We start from the raw sequence: 23,470 nt of genomic DNA on the forward strand, positions 1-23,470 counted from the left end.
GGCAGACAGGCACTTTCGCGTATCACACGCCGAACACCAGCAACATCAGTGAAATATCCAGGCTCAGGGAGCAGTGGTTGGGCTTGCTCGAACACAACGGGTTCCTTCGTAGTCCACGACGGCCGCCAGGCCGCAGATACTGAGGTGCGAGGAGCGCAAGCGACGAGCCACGAAGGGTTGATGCGCTCGCGGCTGTCGTTCGTTCGGATCGGGGAGCAAGGGCGTGCCGAAAACGCTCCTGAACCCCGCGGCCGGCGTGTAGGTTCTCCTGCAACTGCGCTGCAACCGTCGGACAAGGGTCCGGGAGGTGTCCGGTGAGCACTGCCGAAGAACGTGCGAGACAACTCGAACTCGTTGCGCGACTTAAGTCCTCGTATCCCGAGCTGCCGGATGCCCCGACGCCCGATCTCCTCGACCACGATCGATTCGTCGCCTACATGAAGCCGGTTCACGACGTCGGGGGTGAGCCCGACGCACCGATCACCTACGAGGGCAAGGCGTACGAAGAATGGGAGCACATGACCTATGTCATGTGTGAGGTGCTCGCCTGGCGCGGAATCTGGTTGTCCGAAGAGCGGCGTCGGATCGGCAACGTCGACGTCGGTCGCGCGGTCTACCTCGGAATCCCGTACTACGGACGCTGGTTGCTGGCGGTCGCCAGAATTCTCGTCGAGAAGCACCACATCGCGCTCGGCGAGCTCAGTGAACGCATGCTCGAGGTCCGGGAGCGATACGCGGGCGGCCTGGACGGCCGGCGTCTCGAGGCCCGCCCGCGCAGCGTCGGAGACGGATCCGACGTCCCGCGGAACACACACCACCGGCACGCCATCGGAATCGGCGACCCGCAGATCTACGCCGGGCGGGCGGGCGACGCCGCATTCGGCATCGGGGACCGGGTCCGGGTCCGCGAGCTGCCCGTCCTGTTGTACACCCGGACACCGGAATACGTCCGGGGCGCGGTCGGCGAGGTCGCGGCCGTCGCCTACGAGAGCCCAGCGCCCGAGGACGAGACCTGGGGTCTCTCTGACGCCCAACCGGAGTGGTTCTACGTGGTCCGGTTCACCATGGGCGACCTCTGGCACGGCTACACCGGGCCCGCCGACGACACCCTGCAGACCGAGATCCCCGAACGCTGGCTCGAATCCGCCGGCGGAGAGGACGACCGCTGATGAGCGACGATCACCACGACCACGACCACGACCACGACCGGACGGTCAAGCCGATGGTCGACGAGATCACCGACTTCGAGGTACTCGAGATCGCGCTGCGTGAGCTGTGCATCGAAAAGGGACTCTTCACCGCCGAGGAGCACCGCCGCTTCACCGAGTTCGCCGAACAGATCGGGCCGACGCCCGCGGCGACGCTCGTCGCCCGGGCCTGGCTCGACCCCGAGTTCGAGCGATTGGCACTCGACGATCCGATGGCCGCCAGCAAAGAGGTCGGCGTCGACTGGCTCGAACCGACCGGTTTCGGAACACCCAGCGATTTCACGGCTTTCGAGATCCTCGCCGACACCCCCACGATCCATCACGTGATCGTGTGTGCGCTGTGCTCGTGCTATCCGCGCCCGATCCTGGGGAACTCGCCCGAGTGGTACCGAACGCCGAACTACCGTCGCCGGATGGTGCGGTGGCCGCGACAGGTGCTGTCCGAGTTCGGACTCCAGCTCCCGGAGGGTGTCTCCGTACGCGTGCAGGACTCCAATCAGAAGCACCGCTTCATGGTGATGCCGCGGCGCCCGGCAGGCACCGACGGATGGACCGAGCAGCAGCTGTCGGAGATCATCACCCGCGACTGCCTCATCGGAGTCGCGCTCCCCAGACCGGGGGTCACCACCAACGTCGTCTCGGCCATCCGTCCGGCCGTCCACCCGGCGGGGGAGTAGCCGATGACCGAGGACGGACGCACCGGATCATCCCACGGACCACTCGAGGAGATCGTCGACCGGAACCAGGTGTGGCACCGAATGGTCGCGAAATACGGTGTGGAGAACCCTGTTCCACCGTGGAAGACGAGCCTCGACGGTCTCTGCGATGCGCTCGACCGGGTCGCCGACTCCACCGCGGTGAACGCGGGCGCCCCCGGCGTCGTCGAACGACGCGACGAGGAGGACCGGCTGTCGGCGACCATCTACGCCGACCTGCCCTACCCCGAGAACCAACTGGTCGCCCTGGCACACACTCTGCTCGACCGCGGGGTCATCGACGAGAGTGAGTTGCGGACGCGGATGGCTGCGGTGCGCGCCCGCCTGGAGTCCTGACCGGCCGGCCTGAGGACAAATTCGTCAACCGGCGACAGCTGTGCACAGCCGTCGCTCCAACGGATGACGCGGTGTCGGCTCCACTACTCTCAGCCCATGCCCGGGGGGAACGACGCGATCGACACGCGTAGCGACGAGCAGCTTCTGCACGCTCACCTCGCCGGCGACCCACACGCCTTCTCCGATCTCATCAGCCGCCATCTCGATTACCTGTGGTCGGTGGCGCTGCGGACCAGCCAGAATCCGGAGGATGCCGCAGACGCGTTGCAGGACGCCCTCTTCGCCGCGCATCGGACCGCACACGACTTCCGGTCCGATGCCAAGGTGACGAGTTGGCTGCACCGGATCGTCGTGAACGCCGGCCTCGATCGCATCCGACGGAACAAGGTCCGCAGAACCGTGCCGCTGCCGGAATGGGACGTGGTCTCCATCGCCGACACCACCGACGACATCGCCGCCGTCGACCTGTCGGTGTCGATCGGGCGAGCGCTGCACGTCCTCCCCGAAGGGCAACGGGCGGCCATCGTCGCCGTCGACATCGAGGGTTACACGGTCGCCGAAGCGGCCGAGATCCTCGGTGTCGCCGAGGGCACGATCAAGAGTCGATGCGCTCGCGGCCGCCTCAAACTCGCCCAGGTCCTCGGACATCTGCGGAGCGGCTGACCCGCCATCACCCCGACTGGTCCATACCGTTCCCGACAGATCGCGGCCGGGGGGAACCGAACCGGGGCGGGCCGCGTCCAAGTATTCGACGGATCGCGACCAGGAGACCGCCTCCTCTGACCCGACTCCGCTCGTGAACCACGCCGAACCGAGCCGAACTCCACGAACGCCCGCCATCCCCCGGAATGGAAGACTGACACCATGACCCCTCGGGGACCCGACGACCACGAGACCGGCGATCTACCGGACCCGCCGTATTCGGCGGAGATCCTCGCCGACCTGCACGCCGGTGCACTGCCCGACCGGACAGCCGCACATATCCGTTCCCGCATCGTCGATGACGTTGCCGCACAATCGATCCTGGCCGCGCTGGATCACACCTCCGACGATCTACGCTCCGCCGGTCCGGCGCCCGCACCCGTTCCCGACCAGGTCCGCGCCGACGTCGCGACCACCCTCGCCGCGCTCGGCCGGGATCCCGCACCGGTCGACATCTCGGCCGCACGCCGCGGGCGTCGACCCGCCCGCTCCCGATCGCGCGACGACCGTCGAATGGCCGGCCGTCTGTTGCTGGCTGCCGCCGCAGTCGTCGTCGTCGCGGTCGGAACAGTCGGAATACTGCGGCTGGTCTCGGCGCCCGACGCGACCAATCCCGGGCAGACGCCGCGCGCTCAGTCGTCGTCGGTCCCGACCCCGGCGGGTCCCGCGGGCATCGCGACCGCACTCTCGGTCCTCGGGCGTACCGACGGAGCACCCTTTGGTTCCGTGGAGGCGCTCCGCCGCTGCACCGCCGCGCACCTGGTACCGGTCGAGGTGGTGATCGTCGGTTCCGGTCGAATCCTCGTCGACGGCACCGGGGCCGCCGCGATTCTCTTGTCGACGGGCGTGGCAGGACGTTTCGACGCGCTGATCGTCGGCCTCGACTGTGACCTGGGAAACCCGGCGCTGATCTCACGAGGCATCGTCGGCGGGTGACCGGCACGTCACGAGGCCCAGGGCTGCGCCGACCGGCCGGGGCACGCGTCGCGTCAGCGGGAACATCTCCGCCTACCCTGGTGTTGAAGCAGCCGTGACCCGCCTGGACTGGGCGGGTCTCGCTAAACCCACAGCACGGAGGACAAGTGAGCCAGCCAGAGACCCAGCAGATCCACGAGTTGATCATCATCGGATCTGGTCCTGCCGGGTACACCGCAGCGATCTACGCCGCGCGCGCCGAGCTATCTCCCATCGTCTTCGAGGGCACCCAGTTCGGTGGCGCCCTGATGACGACCACCGAGGTGGAGAACTTCCCCGGTTTCCAGACCGGTATCCAGGGTCCGGCGTTGATGGACGAGATGCGTGAGCAGGCCATCCGCTTCGGCGCCGACCTGCGCATGGAGGACGTGGACACCGTTCGGCTGACCGGCCGGATCAAGGAGGTCGAGGTCGGCGGGGAGATCTACCGGGCCCGCGCCGTCATCCTCGCCATGGGCGCGGCGGCGCGCTATCTCGGCATCGAGGGGGAGCAGCAGCTCCTCGGCCGCGGTGTGTCCGCCTGTGCCACCTGTGACGGTTTCTTTTTCAAGGACCAGGACATCGCCGTCATCGGCGGCGGCGACTCCGCGATGGAAGAGGCCACGTTCCTGACCAAGTTCGCGCGGAGTGTCACGCTGGTCCACCGTCGTGACGAGTTCCGGGCGTCGAAGATCATGCTCGAGCGCGCACGTGCCAACGACAAGATCCGTTTCGTCACCAATGCCGCGGTGCAGTCCGTGGTCGGCGACGGTTCGGTGTCGGGTCTGAAGGTCGAGGACACGCGCACCGGCGAGGTCAGCACCCTCGATGTGACCGGCATGTTCGTCGCGATCGGCCACGATCCGCGCAGCGAGTTGGTCCGCGGGCAGGTCGACCTGGATTCCGAGGGTTACGTCCTGGTTCAGGGACGTACGACCCTCACTTCTCTTCCCGGCGTGTTCGCCGCCGGGGACCTCGTGGACCACACCTACCGACAGGCCATCACCGCCGCGGGCAGTGGATGTTCGGCGGCCATCGACGCCGAGCGCTGGCTGGCCGAGCAGGGTGAGGCAGCCGACCTCAGCGTGAACGATGCCGAGGCGGCCTCCGTTTCCGAGATCGACGCTGTTCAGGCACCCGCCTGAACCGTCAACCACTTACCCCCTGGGCCACCCGGCCCGGTCCGACCAAGGAGATCAGATCATGGGTGCACACACCGTTGCCGTCACCGACACCACGTTCAAGGACGCCGTTCTCGGCGCCGACAAGCCGGTTCTGGTGGACTTCTGGGCCACCTGGTGCGGTCCCTGCCGCATGGTCGCTCCGGTTCTCGAGGAGATCGCTCGCGACCACGGCGACAAGCTGACGGTCGCCAAACTCGATGTCGACGAGAGCCCGTCGACCGCGCGTGACTTCCAGATCATGTCCATCCCGACCATGATCCTGTTCGACAAGGGTCAGCCGGTGAAGACGATCGTCGGTGCCAAGGGCAAGGCAGCCCTGCTTCGTGAGCTCGACTCGGTCGTCGGCCAGTCGGCCTGACGACCTGCGATTTCCCGCACATCGACGCGACAGTCCGACGGGTGAACGACGTTGCCGTTCCACCCGCGGACTGTTTGCGTTGGTAGTGTCGGCCGTGGTCTCGACCGGAGACCCCTGCACGCCGGATCACACCGATTCGGCTTCGTGCAGTTTGGTGTAGTGAAGTCCAGCTGCGAGAATGCAGGCTGACGTTTCACCGGTGTACCGCATGGCTACATCGGACATCGCGCAGAGCCGCACCTGCCGCGATTCGTACGAGGGGTGACCAGATGCCATTGTTCCGACTTGGTGATCACGGCTCGGCGGTGGCCGAGATCCGCGCCATCCTCGTCGGACGTGGTCTGTTGCCCGACGATGGATCCTCCAGCGCCACACACGGTGGGCCGGCGAACGGGTGGAATCCACCCGAAGCCGTCTTCGACGAGGCGTGTGACCGGGCCGTCCGTGCGTTTCAGCAGGAGCGCGGACTGATCGTCGACGGCATCGTCGGTCCGGCTACCTACCGCGTCCTGCGCGAGGCGTCCTACCGGCTCGGCGCTCGAGTGCTCTCGTATCAGCTGTCGGCGCCCATGGTCGGCGACGATGTCGCGACCCTGCAGAGCCGGCTGCAGAACCTCGGCTACTTCACGTCGCTGGTCGACGGCGTCTTCGGCCTCACCACTCATAACGCAGTGTGCCTTTACCAGAGTGAATACGGTCTCGCTTCCGACGGCATCTGCGGTCCGGCCACCCTGCGTTCACTGGAACGCCTCGGCACGAGAGTGACCGGCGGCTCGCCGTACGCGATCCGCGAAGAAGAGCACGTCCGTCGTTCCGGACCGCAGTTGTCCGGAAAGCGGATCCTCATCGACCCCGGCTCCGGTGGACTCCATGCCCTGTCGACGAGTGAGGTCGCCGATCGCGAGTCGGAACTGCTGTGGGACCTCGGTGCTCGTCTCGAAGGCCGGATGGCGGCCGCCGGAATGCAGACGTTCCTGTCGCATGACGGTCGGGGACGTCCCGGGGACGACGAGCGCGCTCGCGTCGCGAATCTGATGGACGCCGACCTCATGATCTCGCTCCGCTGCGGCCATTACCGGAACGCGCGCGCCAATGGTGTCGCGTCGTTCTACTTCGGCAACAACGACTCGTACTCGACGATCGGGCGCAACCTCGCCGGCTTCATCCAGCGGGAGATCGCGGCACGCACGCCATTGTCGGACTGCCGAACCCACGAGCGCACATGGGACGTTCTCCGGCTCACCAAGATGCCCGTGGCCCTCATCGACGTCGGTTACATCACGAACCCGAACGACGCTGCAGTGCTTGCTGATTCGGATTGGCGCAACGTCATCGCCGACGCCATCGTGGTGGCGGTGAAGCGACTGTACCTGCTCGATCAGGACGATCGTCCTACGGGCACTTATACTTTCGCGGATCTGCTGGCCGCGGAGAACAGCTCCCGCTGATCCGCTGCGGCCCGGTTCCCACCGGGACCGCCGTCCGCTGCCGACCGGCCAGATCCATCTCGGCCATCACCACCAGTTTCTGCAGCGCACTCTCCACCTCGACCTTCCAGCCGAGCCCTTCGTCGAGCTCCAGTCGGAAACGCGGGAACCTCTGGTGCGACGACACGACGTCGAACCCGGAATCTTTCAGAAACGACGCGTCATTCATACAGTTCGTGCAGAGATCGGCCTGGGGGTCGTCGAGGATCTCACGCGCGACTTCGACGATCGCCTCATCCGACCAGAGCTCGAGATCGTCGGCCACCCCGCCCGCGCTCCCGGCGAGCACAAAGGGATCCGCGCCGGACCCGTTCCGTACCAGACCGAACGATTCGACCGCCCGGACGCCTCGCCGGATCAGGTCGCCCAGCACCGCGTCCAGCAGGATGGTGGCGACTTCGTCGTGGCCGGGCTCGGTACGGATGCTGGTGAGCAGCACGGCGTCGTGGCTGACCGGCGACGTAGGGAAGTGCTGCGACCGCGGAACACGATTGGGCGGCGCGTAGAAGGCTGTACCGATGACAGTGTTCGTGCTCGACTCGATCGCGACCTGCCCGCACGCACCCCAATCGAGGAGAAGACCCGAGATCCACGCCTCCTTGTCGAACTCGCTCTCGTAGGGTTCGAGATCGCCGGGGCCCGGTGCCGTGCCGCGGCTTGTCTGCGCCACGGGCTCGACTTCCCAGAAGACGCATTTGCGGGTGTGGTGGGGGAGCGACGCGAAGGATCCCAGTTCCAACCGAGTGACGGACACACTCATGTCGATGCGCCCCGGTCGAGAATTCCACGGATGCCGAATGTAGCAGCGCAACAACAGCTTTCGCTGCATGAGCGCCCGCTGGCTACCTCAATCGTCACTGTGACATTACTTCCGCGTCTAGGTGGTACCGGAAATCCCGCGCCGAAATTCACTTCTTCGGATCGATAAACTGGACAATGCGTTCCAAGTCGTCGACCGAGCCGAACTCCACCACGATCTTGCCTTTTCTTTTCCCTAGACTGACTGTAACCCTGGTGTCCAGACTGTCGGACAGTCTCTCCGCGAGATCCTGGAGGCCTGGCATCTGCATCGGACGGCGTTTCGGTGCCGACGGAGATTTCGCTTCCGGACCGTCGCCACGATTGGCGAGCGTGACAGCTTCTTCGGTCGCCCGCACCGACAACCCTTCGGCGACGATCCGCGCCGCGAGAGCTTCCTGAGCGTCGCTTCCGGTCTCGAGGGACAGGAGAGCGCGGGCATGGCCGGCCGACAGCACCCCCGCCGCGACCCGGCGTTGCACCGGAATCGGGAGTTTGAGCAACCGGATCATGTTGCTGATCAGCGGGCGAGAACGGCCAAGGCGAGAGGCGAGCTCCTCGTGCGTCACACCGAACTCCTCGAGCAGCTGCTGATAGGCCGCCGCTTCTTCGAGTGGGTTGAGCTGCGCACGGTGGATGTTCTCCAACAGAGCATCGCGCAGCATGTCACCGTCAGGCGTCTCCCGCACGATCGCGGGGATGGCCTCGAGCCCTGCCTCCTGGCTTGCCCGCCACCGGCGCTCACCCATGACGATCTGATAGGCGATCCCATCCGCGGTGGGCTGCTTGAGTCGGCGCACCACGATGGGCTGCATCAGTCCGAACTCTCGAATCGAGTGCACGAGCTCCGCCATCGCCTCGTCATCGAAGACGGTTCTGGGCTGACTGGGATTCGGCTGGATCTCCTTCGGGGGCAACTCGCGGTACACCGCGCCCGCCTCTTCCGGGCTGAGAGGTTGCGTCCCGGTCGCCTGCGTAGCGGCAGTCGACGAGGTCTTGACGCCATCATCAGCTGTCGTCGGACCCTTGCCGATGACGACATCCGCTGCGGCGTTGCCGAGGCGCGGGGCGCCCGATTGGTCGTCGGCAGGCCCCGTCGGAATCAGCGCCGCGAGCCCTCGTCCGAGTCCACCCCGGCGCTGAGCGGCGTCTCGTTGACTCATTGGTGCTCCCTTTCGCGATGATGGTCGTGAGTCGGCGTGTCACGTGAACCGAGGCGATACCGGATCACGCCGGCGCCCCCTCGGCAGCCCGCAACGCCAGTTCGCGTGCGGCATCGAGGTAACTCATTGCGCCGCGAGAGCCCGGGTCGTACTCGATGATCGTCATCCCGTAGCCGGGGGCCTCGGACACCTTGACGCTTCGCGGGATGATCGTGCTCAGCACCTTGTCGCCGAAGTGGCGCCGCACTTCTTCGGCCACCTGGTCGGCCAGTTTCGTCCTGCCGTCGTACATCGTCAGCACGATCGTGGAGACGTGGAGCTCACGGTTGAGGTGCGCCTGTACGAGTTCGATATTGCGCAGCAACTGTCCGACGCCCTCGAGTGCGTAATACTCGCACTGGATCGGGATGAGAACCTCACGGGCTGCCACCATCGCGTTGACGGTCAGCAGACCCAGTGATGGGGGACAGTCGATGAACACGTAGTCGATCTGGTACTTGGCAAGCACATCGTCGGCGAGCGCATTACGCAACCGATTCTCGCGGGCCACCAGCGACACGAGTTCGATCTCGGCGCCGGCCAGATCGAGAGTCGCAGGCACGCAGAACAGGCCGCGCTGGCTGGGCGACTCCTGGATCGCTTCCTCGAGGGTCACTTCACCGAGCAACAGCTCGTACACCGATGCGATGTCCTGCGCACGATGATCGATGCCGAGCGCGGTACTGGCGTTGCCCTGGGGGTCGAGATCGACGACCAGAACGCGAAGACCGCGCAGTGCGAGCCCGGCCGCGAGGTTGACGGTCGTCGTGGTCTTCCCGACGCCGCCCTTTTGATTGGCGACGGTCATGATCCGTGTATGCGGCGGTTTGGGTAGTTGCCCCGCACCCCCGGGAGTCAGTACCTGGCTCGCGCGCTCTGCGGCCATGGCGATAGGGGTGTCGGCGAAGGGCTGGCCGTCAACTCCGGGGTGACCCCCTGCCGGGGTTTCACGTGAAACATTCGGGTCTTGATCGACCACGCGTGGACTCCTTTGACCGACCTCGTACGGACTCGCGTCCGTACCGCCGGCGGCTGTAGCTGCCGACCCCACGGTCGCGGAAGCGTCCATTGCAGCACCTTCGGGGGTGCCGACAGAACGCTTCCTATTCTGCGCCCTTCGCGGACTCCACACCAATCCGATCGCCTCCTCAGCGCCGTCCGGAACGGCCACCGCGCGACCGCTCGGTCTTGGTTCCCACGATCACGGTCGTCGGCGTTTCGAGAACGCGATCGCCACACGTGTGAACCGTCAGTTCTGTGATCCCAGAGCGCCCGACCACCGCCCGATCTCGTTCGATCTCTTCGGCTGCTGACGACCCTTTGATCGCGATCATCTGGCCTCCGGGCCGGACCAGGGGAGCGGACCATTTCGCCAATCGTTCGAGCGGCGCGACGGCTCGCGACGTCACCACATCGGCGGGCTCGACGACGGCGCGTACCGCCTTCTCTTCGGCTCGCCCACGGATCACGATCACGTTGTCCAACGAGAGCGCGGCAGCAGCACGGTCCAAGAAGGTGCTGCGTCGGAGGAGCGGTTCGATGAGAGTGATCGAGAGATCCGGGCGTGCAATGGCGAGGGGGATGCCAGGGAGGCCGGCACCGCTGCCGATGTCGATCACGCGCGATCCGTCGGAGATGAGCTCGCCGAGTACGCCGCAGTTGAGGATGTGACGATCCCACAGTCGCGGGACCTCTCGCGGACCCATGAGTCCGTGGTCGATCCCGTCGGTGGCGAGGATGCGCCAGTAGTCCACCGCCAGCGCCACCCGCTCACCGAAGACATCAGTCGCGATGTCTGGCGGAACCGCCAACACATCAAGATCGTGCTCGTGCTCGGGTTGTGCGTCAGACGGCACTTCGCCTCCGTTCGAGTGGGATTCCTAGACAGTGTTTCACGTGAAACCCAACCCTCTGGCAGGTCGGTGCACATCGGGTCCAGGCGCCATGTTTCACGTGAAACACATCGGTGTGATTCGACGACAAACCGGCGGATCAGAACGCGGCGTCCCGTCGAATCCGAGATCGACACTGCGTCGCATACGCCCCCTCCGCCCCCTAGTCCGAGAGGTCCTCAAGACTGCGGCCCCCTGGGGTGTCAGAAGTGCAAGCCACCAGGCACTGCAAGCGACGAATGTGGTCGAGGTCGACGAGCCTTGATAGATTCGCGACGCATCTCGCCAGGACCCTTCGTGACGGCCTCCGCAAGCTCCGGCCTCCTCAGGGAGCGGTAGTTCCCTCGTAGCCCACGACGGCCGGCCAGGCCGCAGATACCGAGGAGCGAGCTTGCGAGCGGCACCCCCGCTCCCTGAGGAGCGAGCTTGCGAGCATCACCCCCGCTCCCTGAGGAGCGAGCCTGCGAGCATCACCACCCGCTCCCTGAGGAGCGAGCCTGCGAGCATCACGAAGGGTCTTGGTGGGCCGGGTTGCGAAGACCCTTCGTGACGCGCCCTCCGCAAGCTCCGGACGCTCCTCAGGGAGCAGGGGGTGACGCGCCCTCCGCAAGCTCCGGACACTCCGCAGGGGCGGAACTAGACGCGGCCTCCGCAAGCTCCGGGGACACCTCTGGGGGCAGGGGCAGGTCGATCTGTCGGATCAGGGGAGCACGGACTCGGATATTCACGAGTGTTCTTCCATGATCCACAACAGTCGCCAGGCTGAAGATAGTGACGTGCGAGCCCTGCGCCACCCAGCTCGCTGAGGTGCGAGCGAAGCGAGCCTCGAAGGGTCTGATGACGACCGTTTCGATTGACACTCCGGTCCCGGAAGGAAGCGTCACGTGACAATTCGACCAGTTTGCGTCTGGACCGAGCAGCGAGCGGTGTCGTTGGCCAGTGGCGACGCGTGGCGCGGGTATGCCAACGCGCCGGAGACTCACTGCCGCGGTCCGCGCTGCCAACACCCGGAACTGCCCTGGCGCCACAGCGGCCGCCGAGACTGCAACTCGGCAGCCGCTCGACCGAACGGGCCTCGACCCGGTCCGGGCAATGAACGGCTTTGGGCTCTCTCGCCGCGTCCGGCATACGTGGCCATCCACCGCGCTACGAGGACGTCCATGGTGCGAGTTGGCGCTACCGCCATGTGCAGCAACGTCGCCGACTGAGTCGGCCACCGGGCGCGGGGGATCGAGGCATCCGAAGGTGACGGTTACGCATTCCGTCGGCGACATCCCGGGACGTTTGACCGCAACCCGAGTTGCTAGGGGCGCCGACCGTCGACTGGATCGTGCACAACAACGCCCCGCGCGCATCCGTTCTGTTCGCCGACTCAGCGGACGGGTCGTGTTTCACGTGAAACAACAACCGTGTAAGTAGCCCACAGCGCGCAGCGCCGTCGAAACGCCACCCGCTATCGCGGCACACAACCAAGCACTACCCGGAAACAAAGCAGGCCCCGACCGAGACCGGTCGGGGCCTGTTCACCTCCGTGGGGGAGGGGAGTACTTGCTACGAGGGGAGGACCACCACGCGACGTTTCGGCTCTGCACCCTCGCTCTCGCTGACGACGCCGTCGACGACCGCGACCGCGTCGTGCACGATCTTCCGCTCGAACGGGGTCATCGGATCCAGCGCTTCGCGCTCGCCGGACGACAGGACTCGCTCGGCGACCTCACGACCGAGGCGTGCCAGCCGATCGCGGCGATCAGCCCGCCAGCGGGCGATGTCGAGCATCAGGCGGCTGCGTTCACCTGTCGCCTGCTGGACCGCAAGGCGGGTCAGCTCCTGGAGCGCGTCGAGGACCTCGCCCTTGCGCCCGACGAGCTTCGTCAGGTCGTCGCCGCCATCGATGCTGACGACTGCTCGGTCGCCATCCACATCCAGGTCGATGTCGCCATCGAAGTCGAGGACGTCGAGCAACTGCTCGAGGTAGTCGCCGGCGATCTCGCCTTCTTCGACCAGACGGTCTTCGTCGTCTTCGTCCTCATCCGAGTCGTCGTCATCGGTCTCGTCGTCGACGTCGGTCGCGTCCGCTTCGTCCTCGTCGGCGTCGCTATCCACCGCTTCCGTGACGGCGTTCTCCGCCACCGCACCGTCGTCGCCGACGGCCGACGAGGACGTATCGGCCTGGTCCTCGGTCTGGGGTCCCGCCGTGGTCTCGGCGTCCGTACCGGCTTGAGTTGCAGTCTCTGCTGTCATCTCATTCACCTAACTTCTGTGCTTCATCGAACAAGTCTGGGGCGGTCATCGTTTGCCACCGCGTTTGTTTCCGCGTTTGGCTGTCGAACGGCTTCCGCGGTTGTGGTTCTGCTTCTTGCCCGGGGCGGCGCCGGCGCCGGGACGTGTGGGCTTCTGACCCGGCTTGGGTTTGGCTCCCGCCCCGGTGTCCGCTGCGGCGGTCGTCGACTCGTCGGGCGATGCATCTGCGTCGACACCGTCGGTCCCGGCCTTGTCCGACGATCCGTCCTTCGAGAGGGAGACGTTCGTCGAGTCGGCGCCGTTGGTGTTCGTCGCCGCGGGCTTCTTCTTCCGGTCGGGTCGCGCGCCCGGCTTCGGCGCATTGGCCTTCAGCTTCTCCTGCTTGAGGAGCTTGGCCTCTTCCTCTTCCTTGGCGATGTGCCCGAAGACGATGTGCTGCTGACCGTAGGTCCAGATGTTGTTGCTCATCCAGTACAGGAGGATGGCGACCGGGAAGAACGGACCGGTCACGAGGATGCCGATCGGGAAGACGTACAGCGCGAGGTTGTTCATCATCCGGGTCTGCGGATTCTCCAGCGCCGCTTCGGGCTGACGGGCAACCGACGCACGCGAGTTCAGGTGCGTCGCGATGGAGGCGACGATCATCATGGGGATGACGACGAACGCGATCTGCGGGCGCGTGAAGTCGATGGGGGAGCCGGGCTCGACGAAGGCCTGGAACTCGGTCGCCGGCTCGACGAGGTAGGACGACAGCGGGACACCGAAGAGGCGGGCGTCGAGGAAGTTCTGCACTTGTTCGGCGCTGAACACGTAGTTGCCCTGGGACCGGGTCTCTGCCGCACTCATGCCGAGCTGACCCATGCCGGTGCCCATACGGTTGAACGAGCGCAGCACGTGGAACAGACCGATGAAGACCGGGATCTGGAGCAGCATCGGCAGGCAGCCGAGCATCGGGTTGAACCCGTGCTCCTTCTGCAGCTTCTGCATCTCCTCGGTCATCTTGACCCGATCCTTGGCGTACTTCTTACGGATCGCCTGGAGCTGCGGGTTGATCTCCTGCATCTTCTTCGTGGTGCGGATCTGCTTCACGAAGGGCTTGTAGAGAATCGCACGCAGGGTGAACACGAGGAACACCACCGACAGGGCCCAGGCGATGCCGTCGCCACCGGGGGAGTTCGGTGTGACATGGCTGAAGAGCCAATGCCAGACCCACATGATCCCGGAGACCGGGTAATAGATGAAGTCGAGCACGGGTCAGTTACCCCTCACTTGTTGTACTCACAGAGCACGCGTCTCGCCGGACGCGTGCTGATGGTTTCGAGGTCGGTGTGTGCCGGTCGCCGAGCGCCACAGGTCGCGGCACAGTTCGCCGAAGCCGCGTTCGGGAACCGGGTCGTAACCGGGTTTGTGCCAGGGCCCGCACTTCGCGAGCCGGATGACCGACAGCACCGAGCCGTAGAGGAAGCCGTGCCGGTCCAGTGCCTCGACCGCATATCCAGAGCAGGTGGGTTCGAACCGGCAGGACGGCAGACGCATCGGCGACACCCACGTGCGGTACAGCTCGATGAGGAAGATGACGGTGCGGCGGGGGAGGAGGCGGAGTCCGCGCCACAGGCGCGCGCCGGTTCCACTCGAGGCCGCGTGCGGAGTCGTCGGATCCGCCTCGGTCTCAGGCGATGGCGTGGTGTCGGTGGTGCCGCTCATCACCGCGGTCCCGCTCCGTCGGCCGACGCCGCTACGGCCTCGGTCAGGGCCAGGACACGACGACTGGTGAAGGCGTCGCGGAGCTGGTCGGCGAGCTCGTCGCTGGATCGCTCGGCCGCGCTTCGGCGGGCACGGACGACCACATAGGTCTCGGCGGGAAGCAGATGCGATGCGCCGGCGAATGCCGCGCGCAGTCGGCGGGCGACGAGATGGCGCGTCACCGCATTGCCGACGGATTTGCTGACCACGAGACCGAACCAGGGACCACCGGACATCGCCACGTCCCGTCGAAGGCCGCGGGGGTCGGGCCATTCACGGCCGACCATCGCGAGATGGACGACGAAGTCACGACTGTTCACCCGCGCACCGGACTTGAGGGTGCGAGAGAAGTCGGATCCCCGTGAGATCCGATGAAGGGGCGCAGTCATCGAACAGCTGACCGGGCCCCGTGCGGGACCCGGTGAGAGCCGACGATCAGGCGGTGAGCTTCGCGCGGCCCTTGGAACGACGGCCGCTGACGATCGCGCGTCCGGCGCGGGTCCGCATGCGCAGACGGAATCCGTGCACGCGCGCGCGACGACGGTTGTTCGGCTGGAAAGTACGCTTGCCCTTGGCCACGGTGACTCCTTGTGCTCCCTGTGGGCACGCCGGTTACCCGGGCATGACCCACATGTTGTCGTTGGTCTGTTGATCCAGGACGGTGCCGAACTGGTGTCGGTGATGACTCGGCGAACACGGAAGTTCGCCGCGCAAATCCGCAACCTGGATGACCAGTCGAGACTACTGACACCGGGCGTCCAAATCAAACGGCGACGTCCGTTCTCCGGGACCGTTCGCGACCAGTGTGTTCTGGGCCACGAAAGCAAGATTGTCAGCAGAATCGAGTCAAACGTCCCGATCGCTTTGTGGCCCTCCCCGACCTCTGTTACGTTCACTCACAGCGTCGGCCACCCCTCCCGTCGAGGTAGATCTTCGAGGACCTGGCTCCGACCGAAGTCCCCAGTTCGTCACCTTTGTACACAGGTGTGGATAACCCTGTGGAGAGACGGGGACTCCGGCGCAGATGCCACCGCTCTCGTGATCGCTGGTAGTTTTCCGGACCAGGAGGCCAGCCCCGTGACTTCAGACCGAGACACTTTCGGCGAGGTGTGGCAGCAAGTCGTCGCCGAACTCAACGACGACGAAGCCGCACGCGACCACGAACCACTGACACGCCAGCAGAAGGCGTGGCTGTCACTGGTTCGACCCCTGACCCTCACCGAAGGCTTCGCCCTGCTGACCGTGCCGACGGCGCTGGTCCAGGAACAGATCGAACGCAATCTCCGGGAGACCATCCGCTCGGTCCTCAGCCGCCACCTCGACGAACCCGTCGATCTCGGCGTCCGTATCGCCACCCCGCGCAACGACGAGCCGGTGGCGGAAACACCCGTTCCCGACGTGCGGCCCATCGCCGGAGCGGCCGCAGCGGTCGACTACACGGCCGCCCCCGTCGGCGCGGGCCGCGCGCCGTCCCCGATGCCGGAGTCGACGCGCCCGTCCGGCGACTGGGCGTCGTACTTCGCCGAGCGGCCCACCTCGACGCCGCCGGCCACCGGCGCAAACCTCAACCCCAAGTACACCTTTGACACCTTCGTCATCGGCGCGTCGAACCGTTTCGCGCACGCCTCGGCGGTGGCGGTCTCGGAAGCCCCCGCCCGGGCCTACAACCCACTGTTCATCTGGGGAGAGTCCGGACTCGGCAAGACGCACCTGCTGCACGCCGCGGGCCATTACGCGCAGCGCCTCTTCCCGGGCATGCGGGTCAAGTACGTGTCCACCGAGGAATTCACCAACGACTTCATCAACTCGCTCCGCGACGACCGGCGGGTGGCGTTCAAGCGCCGGTATCGCGACGTCGATGTGCTGCTTGTCGATGACATCCAGTTCCTCGTGGGCAAAGAAGGTATCCAGGAAGAGTTCTTCCACACCTTCAACACCCTGCACAACGCGAGCAAGCAGATCGTCATCTCCTCTGATCGACCGCCGAAACAGCTTGCGACACTGGAAGATCGGCTCCGTACACGGTTCGAGTGGGGCTTGATCACCGATGTCCAGCCACCCGATCTGGAGACCCGGATCGCGATTCTGCGCAAGAAGGCGCAGATGGACAACATCGCGGTTCCCGACGACGTTCTCGAACTCATCGCGTCGAAGATCGAGCGCAACATCCGCGAACTCGAGGGTGCACTCATCCGCGTGACGGCGTTCGCGTCGCTCAACGACGCTGCTCTCGACAAGTCCCTGGCCGACGTCGTCCTGCAGGCCCTGCTGCCCAACTCGGGGACCCTGGAGGTCAGCGCGGCGAGCATCCTCGCGATCACCGCCGAGTACTTCGACATCTCTGTCGAGGAACTACGAGGTCCCGGTAAGACACGGTCGATCGCCCAGGCCCGCCAGATCTCCATGTACCTGTGTCGTGAGCTCACCGACCTCTCGCTGCCGAAGATCGGCGAGACCTTCGACCGCGATCACACGACGGTGATGTACGCCGAACGGAAGATCCGCAAGGAGATGGCCGAGCGCCGCCGGGTGTACGACCACGTCCAGGAACTCACCGCCCGCATCAAGCAGCGCGCCGTGGGCTGACACGCGCACACCTACAGCTCTCCGCACCCCCGAGGCCACGACGGCCCGGGGGTGCGGTCGTCCGGGGGTGTTCCGCCGCCCGCAGTGGCATCCGATGGCGACTGCGATGGCCCCTCCGAATGCCAAGTCTGGTCCTCGGGTCGAGAGTCTTCGCCGCCGTGGACTGCCTTCCCACAGTCGGATTCGGCCGACATCGACCCTGCTCACGATCGATCACCAGCTGTGCACAATCCTTGGGATAACCGGGGTCGGCATGTGCATCGCCGGTGGACGCCGCGCGAACAACATGAGAACTCCACATCCCCGGACGGATCCGCTCGACGTTGCTCCACCGGTCATGCACACGTCCACACCCGCCCGGACTGGCCCGATGTCATGGTTGTCCACAGATTGCACAACTCCTATTACTGAGATGGATCCCTCTAGAAAGAGATTCTTTTGTAAGAAGGTCTGTGCACAGACCGTCGCCGATCGGGTCGCCCGCGGCCGGCTCCGAAGACGGTCTGACTTGGCCCCAACCACTCCGGCTCGGGCGGCGGCGTTCTACAGTGGGATTCCCGGATGCGGGATCCCACTCCAGGCCGGCCGACCCGCTGCGGCGCCGACCCGGCGATCCAGGCGGGAACGAGAACGAGAGAAGGGCAACCTCCCAGCATGAAGTTTCGTGTCGCGCGTGACGAGTTCGCTGATTCCGTCGCCTGGGTGGCCCGCAGTCTCCCGTCTCGTCCGCCCGTCCCGGTTCTCGGCTGTGTGGTGCTCAACGTCGGCGAAACGGGCCTGACCGTCTCGGGTTTCGACTACGAGGTCTCGGCCCAGGAAAATCTGGGCGCGGAGGTCGCCGAGCCCGGACAGGTCCTGGTCTCCGGTCGGCTCCTCGCCGACATCACCAAGGCCCTGCCGAACAAACCGGTCGATGTGACCCTCGACGGTGCACGCGTCGCGATCACCTGTGGCAGCGCGAAGTTCTCGCTCCCGACGATGCCGGTCGAGGACTACCCGCAGTTGCCCGACGTGCCCTCCGTCACCGGAACGATCCCGTCGCAGCTCTTCGCCGAGGCGATCTCGCAGGTGGCCGTGGCGGCCGGCAAGGACGACACCCTGCCCATGCTCACCGGTGTCCGCGTCGAGATCGAGGGCAACTCCGTCGTCCTCGCCGCGACCGACCGTTTCCGCCTCGCGGTGCGTGAATTGCAGTGGGAGCCTTCCGATCCCGACACCAAGGGGGCCGTCCTGGTGCCCGCGAAGACGCTCTCGGAGAGCGCCAAGACCGCGGGTGCCGAGGGCACCGGCGTCGTCTCGCTGGCGTTCGGTGGTGGCGCGGCCATCGGATCCGACGGCATCCTCGGCATCCTGGGAGAGACCAAGAAGACCACCACCCGCCTGCTCGACGCGGAGTTCCCGAAGTTCCGTCAGCTGCTCCCGGCCAGCCACACCGCCGTCGCCACCATCGACAGTGGCCCGCTGATCGAGGCGATCCGGCGTGTGGCCCTGGTCGCCGAGCGCGGCGCGCAGGTCCGGATGGAGTTCTCCGAGGGATCCGTGCTGCTCACCGCGGGCGGCGACGAGGCCGGCAAGGCCGAGGAAGAGCTGCCCGTGTCGTTCCAGGGTGAGCCCCTCACGATCGCGTTCAATCCCGGGTACCTGCAGGACGGGTTGTCGGCGATCAACGCCGACGCGGTGGACTTCGGATTCACCACCCCCAGTCGGCCTGCCGTCCTCCGCCCGGCCAGCGGAGAGGATCCGGTCGCGGACGAGTCCGGCGCCTTCGTCGCTCCCGAGAGCGCGTTCAGCTACCTGTTGATGCCCGTCCGCCTCCCGGGCTGACGGCCGCCACGGCCTCACCGTCCTCAGGATCGACGCCGACTCGTGTTCGTCCGTGAGCTGCATCTGCGCGATTTCCGATCGTGGCGGGCCGTCGACCTCGATCTGGCACCCGGGCCGACGGTCTTCACCGGCCGCAACGGCTTCGGCAAGACCAATCTGCTCGAGGCGCTGTTCTATCTCTCGACGCTGCGCTCACACCGGGTGAGTTCCGATGCACCGCTCGTACACGCGGGATCGGCGTCGGCGTCGGTGACCGCGACGGTCGAGAACGACGGCCGTGAGCTGACCGCCGAGCTGCGGATCAATGCCGAGGGCGCCAACAAGGCGACGATCAACCGCAGCCCGGCGCGGCGGCCCCGCGACCTGCTCGGCATCCTCCGTACGGTGCTGTTCGCGCCGGAGGACCTGTCCCTGGTGCGTGGTGACCCGAGCGACCGACGACGCTTCGTCGACGAGCTCGTCGCGCAGCGGGGTCCCCGTTTCGCCGCCGCCCGCGCGGACTACGACCGGGTCCTGCGTCAGCGGTCGGCCTTGCTCAAGACTGCCGCCGCGGCGCTGAGACGTGGTGGGCAACAGGCAGATTCGGTGGTCAGCACGCTCGATGTCTGGGACGGTCAGCTCGCGGATCTCGGCGGTCAGGTGATCGCCGCACGGTTGTCGGTGCTCGCCGAGCTCGAGCCGCACTTCACCGGCTCGTATGCGTCGATCGCGCCGCATTCACGGCCGGCCGTGCTCCGGTATCGTCCCGCGGGCGGTGTGGAGATCGAGGAGCACACACCCGAGGCGATCGCCGACGTGCTGGCACTACGCCTGACGGAGTTGCGCGACAAGGAGATCGAGCGGGGCCTGTGTCTCGTCGGTCCGCATCGCGACGACATCGACATCGTCCTCGGCAGCGATATCGCGAAAGGCTTTGCCTCACACGGGGAATCCTGGTCGTTGGCGCTGGCTCTGCGCCTCGGCTCGGTCGAACTCACCCGCGCCGAAGGTGTCGAGCCGGTGATCATGCTCGATGACGTGTTCGCCGAACTCGACGCCAAGCGGCGCGCGCAACTCGTCGATTTCACCGCCGACGCCGAGCAACTCCTCATCACCGCCGCCGTCGCCGAGGACATCCCCGGGCGGATCGGTGGCCGGCGGATCGGCGTCGATGTGGTCGACGACGATGCGGGCCGGCGGTCGCACATCGTCGACTCTGCGCTCGACGATGTGACGGCAGCGGGGGAGGAAGCCCATGAGTGACGATCGCCCGTCCGGGTCCCCGGATCCTGCCGACCCCGCACCACGGCCGACACCGCCCGGCGAACTCGGCGGGTACGAGCGTGCCCGCAAGGCGCTCGAGGAGGCCCGGGCCCAGGCCCGCGCCGCGGGTAAGTCGGTCGGCCGGGGCCGGGCGTCACCCGTCCGTCGGGTCCCGCGCGGATCCCAGGGGCGTCGACGCTGGTCCGGCTCCGGTCCGGATCCGCGGGATCCGCAGCCCTTCGGCCGGCTCGTCGGAGGTCTGGCGAAGGATCGCGGGTGGCAGGAGAAGATCGGCGAAGGCACCCTGTTCGGGATGTGGGAACAGATCGTGGGTTCGGACATAGCCGCTCATGCGAAGCCGGTTGCGTTGCGCGACAACGTCCTCCACGTGCAGGCCGAGTCGACGGCATGGGCGACGCAACTTCGCTACATCCAGGCCCAGATCCTCGCCAAGATCGCGGCCGCCATCGGCAACGGCCAGGTCACCTCGTTGCGGATCAGCGGTCCGAAGGGCCCGTCGTGGCGTAAGGGTGAACGGCATGTGCGCGGGCGCGGCCCACGCGACACCTACGGCTGACGCGCCGCTAGCAGACTCGACCGCACTTTACTAGTTGCAGAGCCTCGTGGGCCGTTTTCCATCCCCAAGCCACGATCGAACCGGGATCGAGGCAAAAAAATCGTTCTGAGGGCCTGTTAGCGGCCCCGGATGCGCGTTCCAGGGCGAGTCAGGCAGTACACTGTGGAGAGTTGTCCCGACAGGGGTGCACAACAGCAGACAGACAGCGCCTCCAGGCTACCCGGATGTACCCACCGGGTATTCCTGTGCGCGCAACCGCCGTGTGCCCCCGTCGAGAAGGATCGACGACGGATCCGGAGACCACCTGATCCGTCGATGAGCAGAACAGGAGCGGACGCACCTCGTGGCCGACACCAACGACACCGGACCGAAGAAGAACAAGAAGAAGCCGTCAGAGTATGGCGCCGATTCGATCAACATCCTCGAAGGTCTGGAAGCCGTCCGCAAACGGCCCGGCATGTACATCGGATCCACCGGTGAGCGAGGGCTGCACCACCTGATCTGGGAAGTCGTCGACAACTCGGTCGACGAGGCGATGGCCGGCTTCGCCTCGCGCGTCGACGTGACCCTCCTGGCCGACGGCGGCGTCCAGGTCGTCGACGACGGCCGCGGCATCCCGACCGGCATGCACCGCACGGGCGTGCCGACGGTCGAGGTCGTCATGACCCAGCTGCACGCCGGCGGCAAGTTCGACTCCGACGCCTATGCGGTGTCCGGTGGTCTGCACGGCGTCGGCATCTCGGTGGTCAACGCGTTGTCCACCAAGGTGGAGCTGGAGATCCAGAACGACGGATTCAACTGGGAGCAGACCTACACCTACGCGACACCCGGCGCCCTCGAGAAGGGGACCCCGACGCGCAAGACCGGCACCACGGTGCGGTTCTGGCCGGACCCCGAGATCTTCACCGAGACCACCCGATTCAACGCCGAGACCGTGGCGCGTCGTCTGCAGGAGATGGCCTTCTTGAACAAGGGCCTCACCATCACGCTGACCGATCAGCGTCCGCAGGCCATCGAGCCGCCGGGTGACGCCGACGGTGACGAGGAGAGCGGCACCACCGAGGCCGCCGAGGCGGTGAAGTCCGAGGAGGAGAAGGCCGCCGCCGCGGCCAAGCCGAAGACCCGCACCTATCACTACCCCGACGGCCTCGTCGACTACATCAAGCACCTCAACCGGACCAAGCAGTCGATCCACACCACCGTCGTCGGCTTCACCGGCCAGGGGACCGGCCACGAGGTCGAGGTCGCGATGCAGTGGAATGCAGGCTATTCCGAGTCGGTTCACACCTTTGCCAACACCATCAACACCCATGAGGGCGGTACCCACGAAGAGGGATTCCGCGCCGCGCTGACCCTCACCGTGAACAAGTACGCGGTGGACAAGAAGCTCATCAAGGACAAGAAGGAAGACCGCCTCTCGGGTGACGACATCCGCGAGGGCCTCGCCGCGGTGATCTCGGTGAAGGTCGGGGATCCGCAGTTCGAGGGTCAGACCAAGACCAAGTTGGGCAACACCGAGGTCAAGGGATTCGTCCAGCGCGTGTGCAGTGAGCACCTCGGGCACTGGCTGGAGGCCAACCCGGCCGAGGCGAAGACGATCATCAAGAAGATCGTCGAGTCGCAGCGGGCCCGGATGGCAGCGCGCAATGCCCGCGATCTGGTGCGCCGCAAGACCGCCACCGACATCGGTGGTCTCCCCGGCAAGCTCGCCGACTGCCGCAGCAACGATCCGAGCAAGTGCGAGGTCTACATCGTGGAGGGCGACTCGGCCGGCGGCAGCGCCAAGTCGGGCCGTGACTCGATGTACCAGGCGATCCTGCCGTTGCGCGGCAAGATCATCAACGTCGAGAAGGCGCGAATCGACCGGGTACTCAAGAACACCGAGGTCCAGTCGATCATCACCGCCTTCGGCACGGGCATCCACGACGAGTTCGACATCAGCAAGCTCCGCTATCACAAGATCGTGCTGATGGCCGACGCCGACGTCGACGGTCAGCACATCTCGACCCTCCTGCTCACCTTGCTGTTCCGCTTCATGCGGCCGCTCATCGAGCACGGTCACGTGTTCCTCGCGATGCCGCCGCTGTACAAGCTCAAATGGCAGAAGTCGGCGCCGGAGTTCGCCTATTCCGACCGCGAGCGGGACGGACTGCTCGAGGCCGGGCGTGCGGCGGGCAAGAAGATCAACCCGGACGACGGCATCCAGCGGTACAAGGGCCTCGGCGAGATGAACGCCAAGGAACTGTGGGAGACCACGATGGACCCGGCCGTGCGTGTCCTGCGTCAGGTCACCCTCGACGACGCCGCGGCCGCCGACGAACTGTTCTCCATCCTGATGGGTGAGGACGTCGCCGCCCGACGCAGCTTCATCGCCCGCAACGCGAAAGACGTTCGCTTCCTCGATGTCTGATCGCGGGTTC

Annotated in this window: 22 protein-coding genes; 13 read left to right on the forward strand and 9 right to left on the reverse strand. The window is 66.2% G+C overall.

Annotated elements, in window-relative coordinates; translation table 11 throughout:
- Positions 1–314: 314 nt before the first annotated feature.
- The 8 genes from KB201_RS20600 (at position 315) to KB201_RS20635 (ending at position 6,906) form a co-directional block, all read left to right on the forward strand.
- Positions 315–1,169 (forward strand): SH3-like domain-containing protein, encoded by an 855-nt coding sequence (locus KB201_RS20600; RefSeq protein WP_058252978.1) that lies wholly within the window; start codon positions 315–317, stop codon positions 1,167–1,169.
- Positions 1,169–1,885, forward strand: coding sequence for a thiocyanate hydrolase subunit gamma (scnC, locus tag KB201_RS20605; RefSeq protein WP_058252979.1), 717 nt, complete (start codon positions 1,169–1,171; stop codon positions 1,883–1,885). The genes KB201_RS20600 and scnC overlap by 1 nt, the downstream gene beginning before the upstream one ends.
- A gap of 3 nt (positions 1,886–1,888) precedes the next feature.
- Positions 1,889–2,260, forward strand: a complete 372-nt coding sequence (locus KB201_RS20610) for a thiocyanate hydrolase (protein WP_211540279.1) — start codon at positions 1,889–1,891, stop codon at positions 2,258–2,260.
- Between the two features lie 96 nt (positions 2,261–2,356).
- The gene (gene sigM / locus KB201_RS20615) at positions 2,357–2,923 is read left to right on the forward strand and encodes an RNA polymerase sigma factor SigM (protein WP_058252981.1); all 567 of its coding nucleotides are present in this window, start codon (positions 2,357–2,359) and stop codon (positions 2,921–2,923) included.
- 201 nt (positions 2,924–3,124) lie between these two features.
- Positions 3,125–3,898, forward strand: coding sequence for a hypothetical protein (locus KB201_RS20620; RefSeq protein WP_058252982.1), 774 nt, complete (start codon positions 3,125–3,127; stop codon positions 3,896–3,898).
- A 146-nt stretch (positions 3,899–4,044) separates the two neighbouring features.
- Positions 4,045–5,061, forward strand: coding sequence for a thioredoxin-disulfide reductase (gene trxB, locus KB201_RS20625; protein ID WP_058252983.1), 1,017 nt, complete (start codon positions 4,045–4,047; stop codon positions 5,059–5,061).
- A gap of 58 nt (positions 5,062–5,119) precedes the next feature.
- Positions 5,120–5,458 carry a thioredoxin gene (gene trxA / locus KB201_RS20630; protein WP_058252984.1) on the forward strand — a complete coding sequence of 113 codons (339 nt, stop codon included), beginning with the start codon at positions 5,120–5,122 and terminating at the stop codon, positions 5,456–5,458.
- A gap of 269 nt (positions 5,459–5,727) precedes the next feature.
- A complete protein-coding gene (locus KB201_RS20635; RefSeq protein WP_058252985.1) occupies positions 5,728–6,906 on the forward strand; it encodes an N-acetylmuramoyl-L-alanine amidase in 1,179 nt (392 codons plus the stop codon).
- Here KB201_RS20635 and KB201_RS20640 read toward each other — a convergent pair.
- From KB201_RS20640 to rpmH, 9 genes are all read right to left on the reverse strand, one after another.
- Positions 6,851–7,705, reverse strand: coding sequence for a hypothetical protein (locus tag KB201_RS20640; protein ID WP_058252986.1), 855 nt, complete (start codon positions 7,703–7,705; stop codon positions 6,851–6,853). The genes KB201_RS20635 and KB201_RS20640 overlap by 56 nt on opposite strands.
- 148 nt (positions 7,706–7,853) lie before the next feature.
- Complete coding sequence (locus KB201_RS20645) at positions 7,854–8,906, reverse strand: ParB/RepB/Spo0J family partition protein (RefSeq protein ID WP_058252987.1); 1,053 nt, start codon at positions 8,904–8,906, stop codon at positions 7,854–7,856.
- Positions 8,907–8,970: 64 nt separating this feature from the next.
- The gene (locus KB201_RS20650) at positions 8,971–9,924 is read right to left on the reverse strand and encodes a ParA family protein (RefSeq protein ID WP_058252988.1); all 954 of its coding nucleotides are present in this window, start codon (positions 9,922–9,924) and stop codon (positions 8,971–8,973) included.
- Between the two features lie 169 nt (positions 9,925–10,093).
- A complete protein-coding gene (gene rsmG / locus KB201_RS20655; RefSeq protein WP_058252989.1) occupies positions 10,094–10,801 on the reverse strand; it encodes a 16S rRNA (guanine(527)-N(7))-methyltransferase RsmG in 708 nt (235 codons plus the stop codon).
- Between the two features lie 1,587 nt (positions 10,802–12,388).
- Positions 12,389–13,078 (reverse strand): R3H domain-containing nucleic acid-binding protein, encoded by a 690-nt coding sequence (locus tag KB201_RS20660; protein WP_159371765.1) that lies wholly within the window; start codon positions 13,076–13,078, stop codon positions 12,389–12,391.
- A 45-nt stretch (positions 13,079–13,123) separates the two neighbouring features.
- Positions 13,124–14,329: a membrane protein insertase YidC gene (gene yidC, locus KB201_RS20665; RefSeq protein ID WP_058252991.1), complete on the reverse strand. Its 1,206-nt coding sequence runs from the start codon at positions 14,327–14,329 to the stop codon at positions 13,124–13,126.
- 27 nt (positions 14,330–14,356) lie between these two features.
- Positions 14,357–14,782, reverse strand: a complete 426-nt coding sequence (yidD, locus tag KB201_RS20670) for a membrane protein insertion efficiency factor YidD (protein WP_159371766.1) — start codon at positions 14,780–14,782, stop codon at positions 14,357–14,359.
- The gene (gene rnpA / locus KB201_RS20675; protein ID WP_159371767.1) at positions 14,782–15,210 is read right to left on the reverse strand and encodes a ribonuclease P protein component; all 429 of its coding nucleotides are present in this window, start codon (positions 15,208–15,210) and stop codon (positions 14,782–14,784) included. The genes yidD and rnpA overlap by 1 nt, the downstream gene beginning before the upstream one ends.
- A 46-nt stretch (positions 15,211–15,256) precedes the next feature.
- Positions 15,257–15,400, reverse strand: a complete 144-nt coding sequence (rpmH, locus tag KB201_RS20680) for a 50S ribosomal protein L34 (protein ID WP_004020968.1) — start codon at positions 15,398–15,400, stop codon at positions 15,257–15,259.
- A 498-nt stretch (positions 15,401–15,898) separates the two neighbouring features.
- Here rpmH and dnaA point away from each other — a divergent pair, with 498 nt between their 5' ends.
- The 5 genes from dnaA (at position 15,899) to gyrB (ending at position 23,460) form a co-directional block, all read left to right on the forward strand.
- Entirely contained in the window at positions 15,899–17,407 is a 1,509-nt protein-coding gene (gene dnaA / locus KB201_RS20685; RefSeq protein ID WP_065630839.1) for a chromosomal replication initiator protein DnaA, read from the forward strand.
- A 654-nt stretch (positions 17,408–18,061) separates the two neighbouring features.
- Positions 18,062–19,231: a DNA polymerase III subunit beta gene (gene dnaN, locus KB201_RS20690; protein ID WP_058252995.1), complete on the forward strand. Its 1,170-nt coding sequence runs from the start codon at positions 18,062–18,064 to the stop codon at positions 19,229–19,231.
- Between the two features lie 42 nt (positions 19,232–19,273).
- Positions 19,274–20,473 carry a DNA replication/repair protein RecF gene (gene recF / locus KB201_RS20695; protein WP_078113877.1) on the forward strand — a complete coding sequence of 400 codons (1,200 nt, stop codon included), beginning with the start codon at positions 19,274–19,276 and terminating at the stop codon, positions 20,471–20,473.
- Positions 20,466–21,050 carry a DUF721 family protein gene (locus tag KB201_RS20700; RefSeq protein ID WP_058252997.1) on the forward strand — a complete coding sequence of 195 codons (585 nt, stop codon included), beginning with the start codon at positions 20,466–20,468 and terminating at the stop codon, positions 21,048–21,050. Before recF ends, KB201_RS20700 begins: the two co-directional genes overlap by 8 nt.
- A 343-nt stretch (positions 21,051–21,393) precedes the next feature.
- Positions 21,394–23,460: a DNA topoisomerase (ATP-hydrolyzing) subunit B gene (gene gyrB, locus KB201_RS20705; RefSeq protein ID WP_165629304.1), complete on the forward strand. Its 2,067-nt coding sequence runs from the start codon at positions 21,394–21,396 to the stop codon at positions 23,458–23,460.
- Positions 23,461–23,470 lie beyond the last annotated feature (10 nt).

The sequence above is a fragment of the Gordonia sp. SCSIO 19800 genome, assembly GCF_018132775.1.
GTDB lineage: Bacteria > Actinomycetota > Actinomycetes > Mycobacteriales > Mycobacteriaceae > Gordonia > Gordonia hongkongensis.

Coding starts and splice junctions, on each gene's coding strand:
- scnC (WP_058252979.1), top strand. CDS start 1,169: ATGAGCGACGATCACCACGACCACGACCACGACCACGACCGGACGGTC.
- KB201_RS20610 (WP_211540279.1), top strand. CDS start 1,889: ATGACCGAGGACGGACGCACCGGATCATCCCACGGACCACTCGAGGAG.
- sigM (WP_058252981.1), top strand. CDS start 2,357: ATGCCCGGGGGGAACGACGCGATCGACACGCGTAGCGACGAGCAGCTT.
- KB201_RS20620 (WP_058252982.1), top strand. CDS start 3,125: ATGACCCCTCGGGGACCCGACGACCACGAGACCGGCGATCTACCGGAC.
- trxA (WP_058252984.1), top strand. CDS start 5,120: ATGGGTGCACACACCGTTGCCGTCACCGACACCACGTTCAAGGACGCC.
- KB201_RS20635 (WP_058252985.1), top strand. CDS start 5,728: ATGCCATTGTTCCGACTTGGTGATCACGGCTCGGCGGTGGCCGAGATC.
- KB201_RS20640 (WP_058252986.1), bottom strand. CDS start 7,705: ATGAGTGTGTCCGTCACTCGGTTGGAACTGGGATCCTTCGCGTCGCTC.
- KB201_RS20645 (WP_058252987.1), bottom strand. CDS start 8,906: ATGAGTCAACGAGACGCCGCTCAGCGCCGGGGTGGACTCGGACGAGGG.
- KB201_RS20660 (WP_159371765.1), bottom strand. CDS start 13,078: ATGACAGCAGAGACTGCAACTCAAGCCGGTACGGACGCCGAGACCACG.
- yidD (WP_159371766.1), bottom strand. CDS start 14,782: ATGAGCGGCACCACCGACACCACGCCATCGCCTGAGACCGAGGCGGAT.
- rnpA (WP_159371767.1), bottom strand. CDS start 15,210: ATGACTGCGCCCCTTCATCGGATCTCACGGGGATCCGACTTCTCTCGC.
- dnaN (WP_058252995.1), top strand. CDS start 18,062: ATGAAGTTTCGTGTCGCGCGTGACGAGTTCGCTGATTCCGTCGCCTGG.
- KB201_RS20700 (WP_058252997.1), top strand. CDS start 20,466: ATGAGTGACGATCGCCCGTCCGGGTCCCCGGATCCTGCCGACCCCGCA.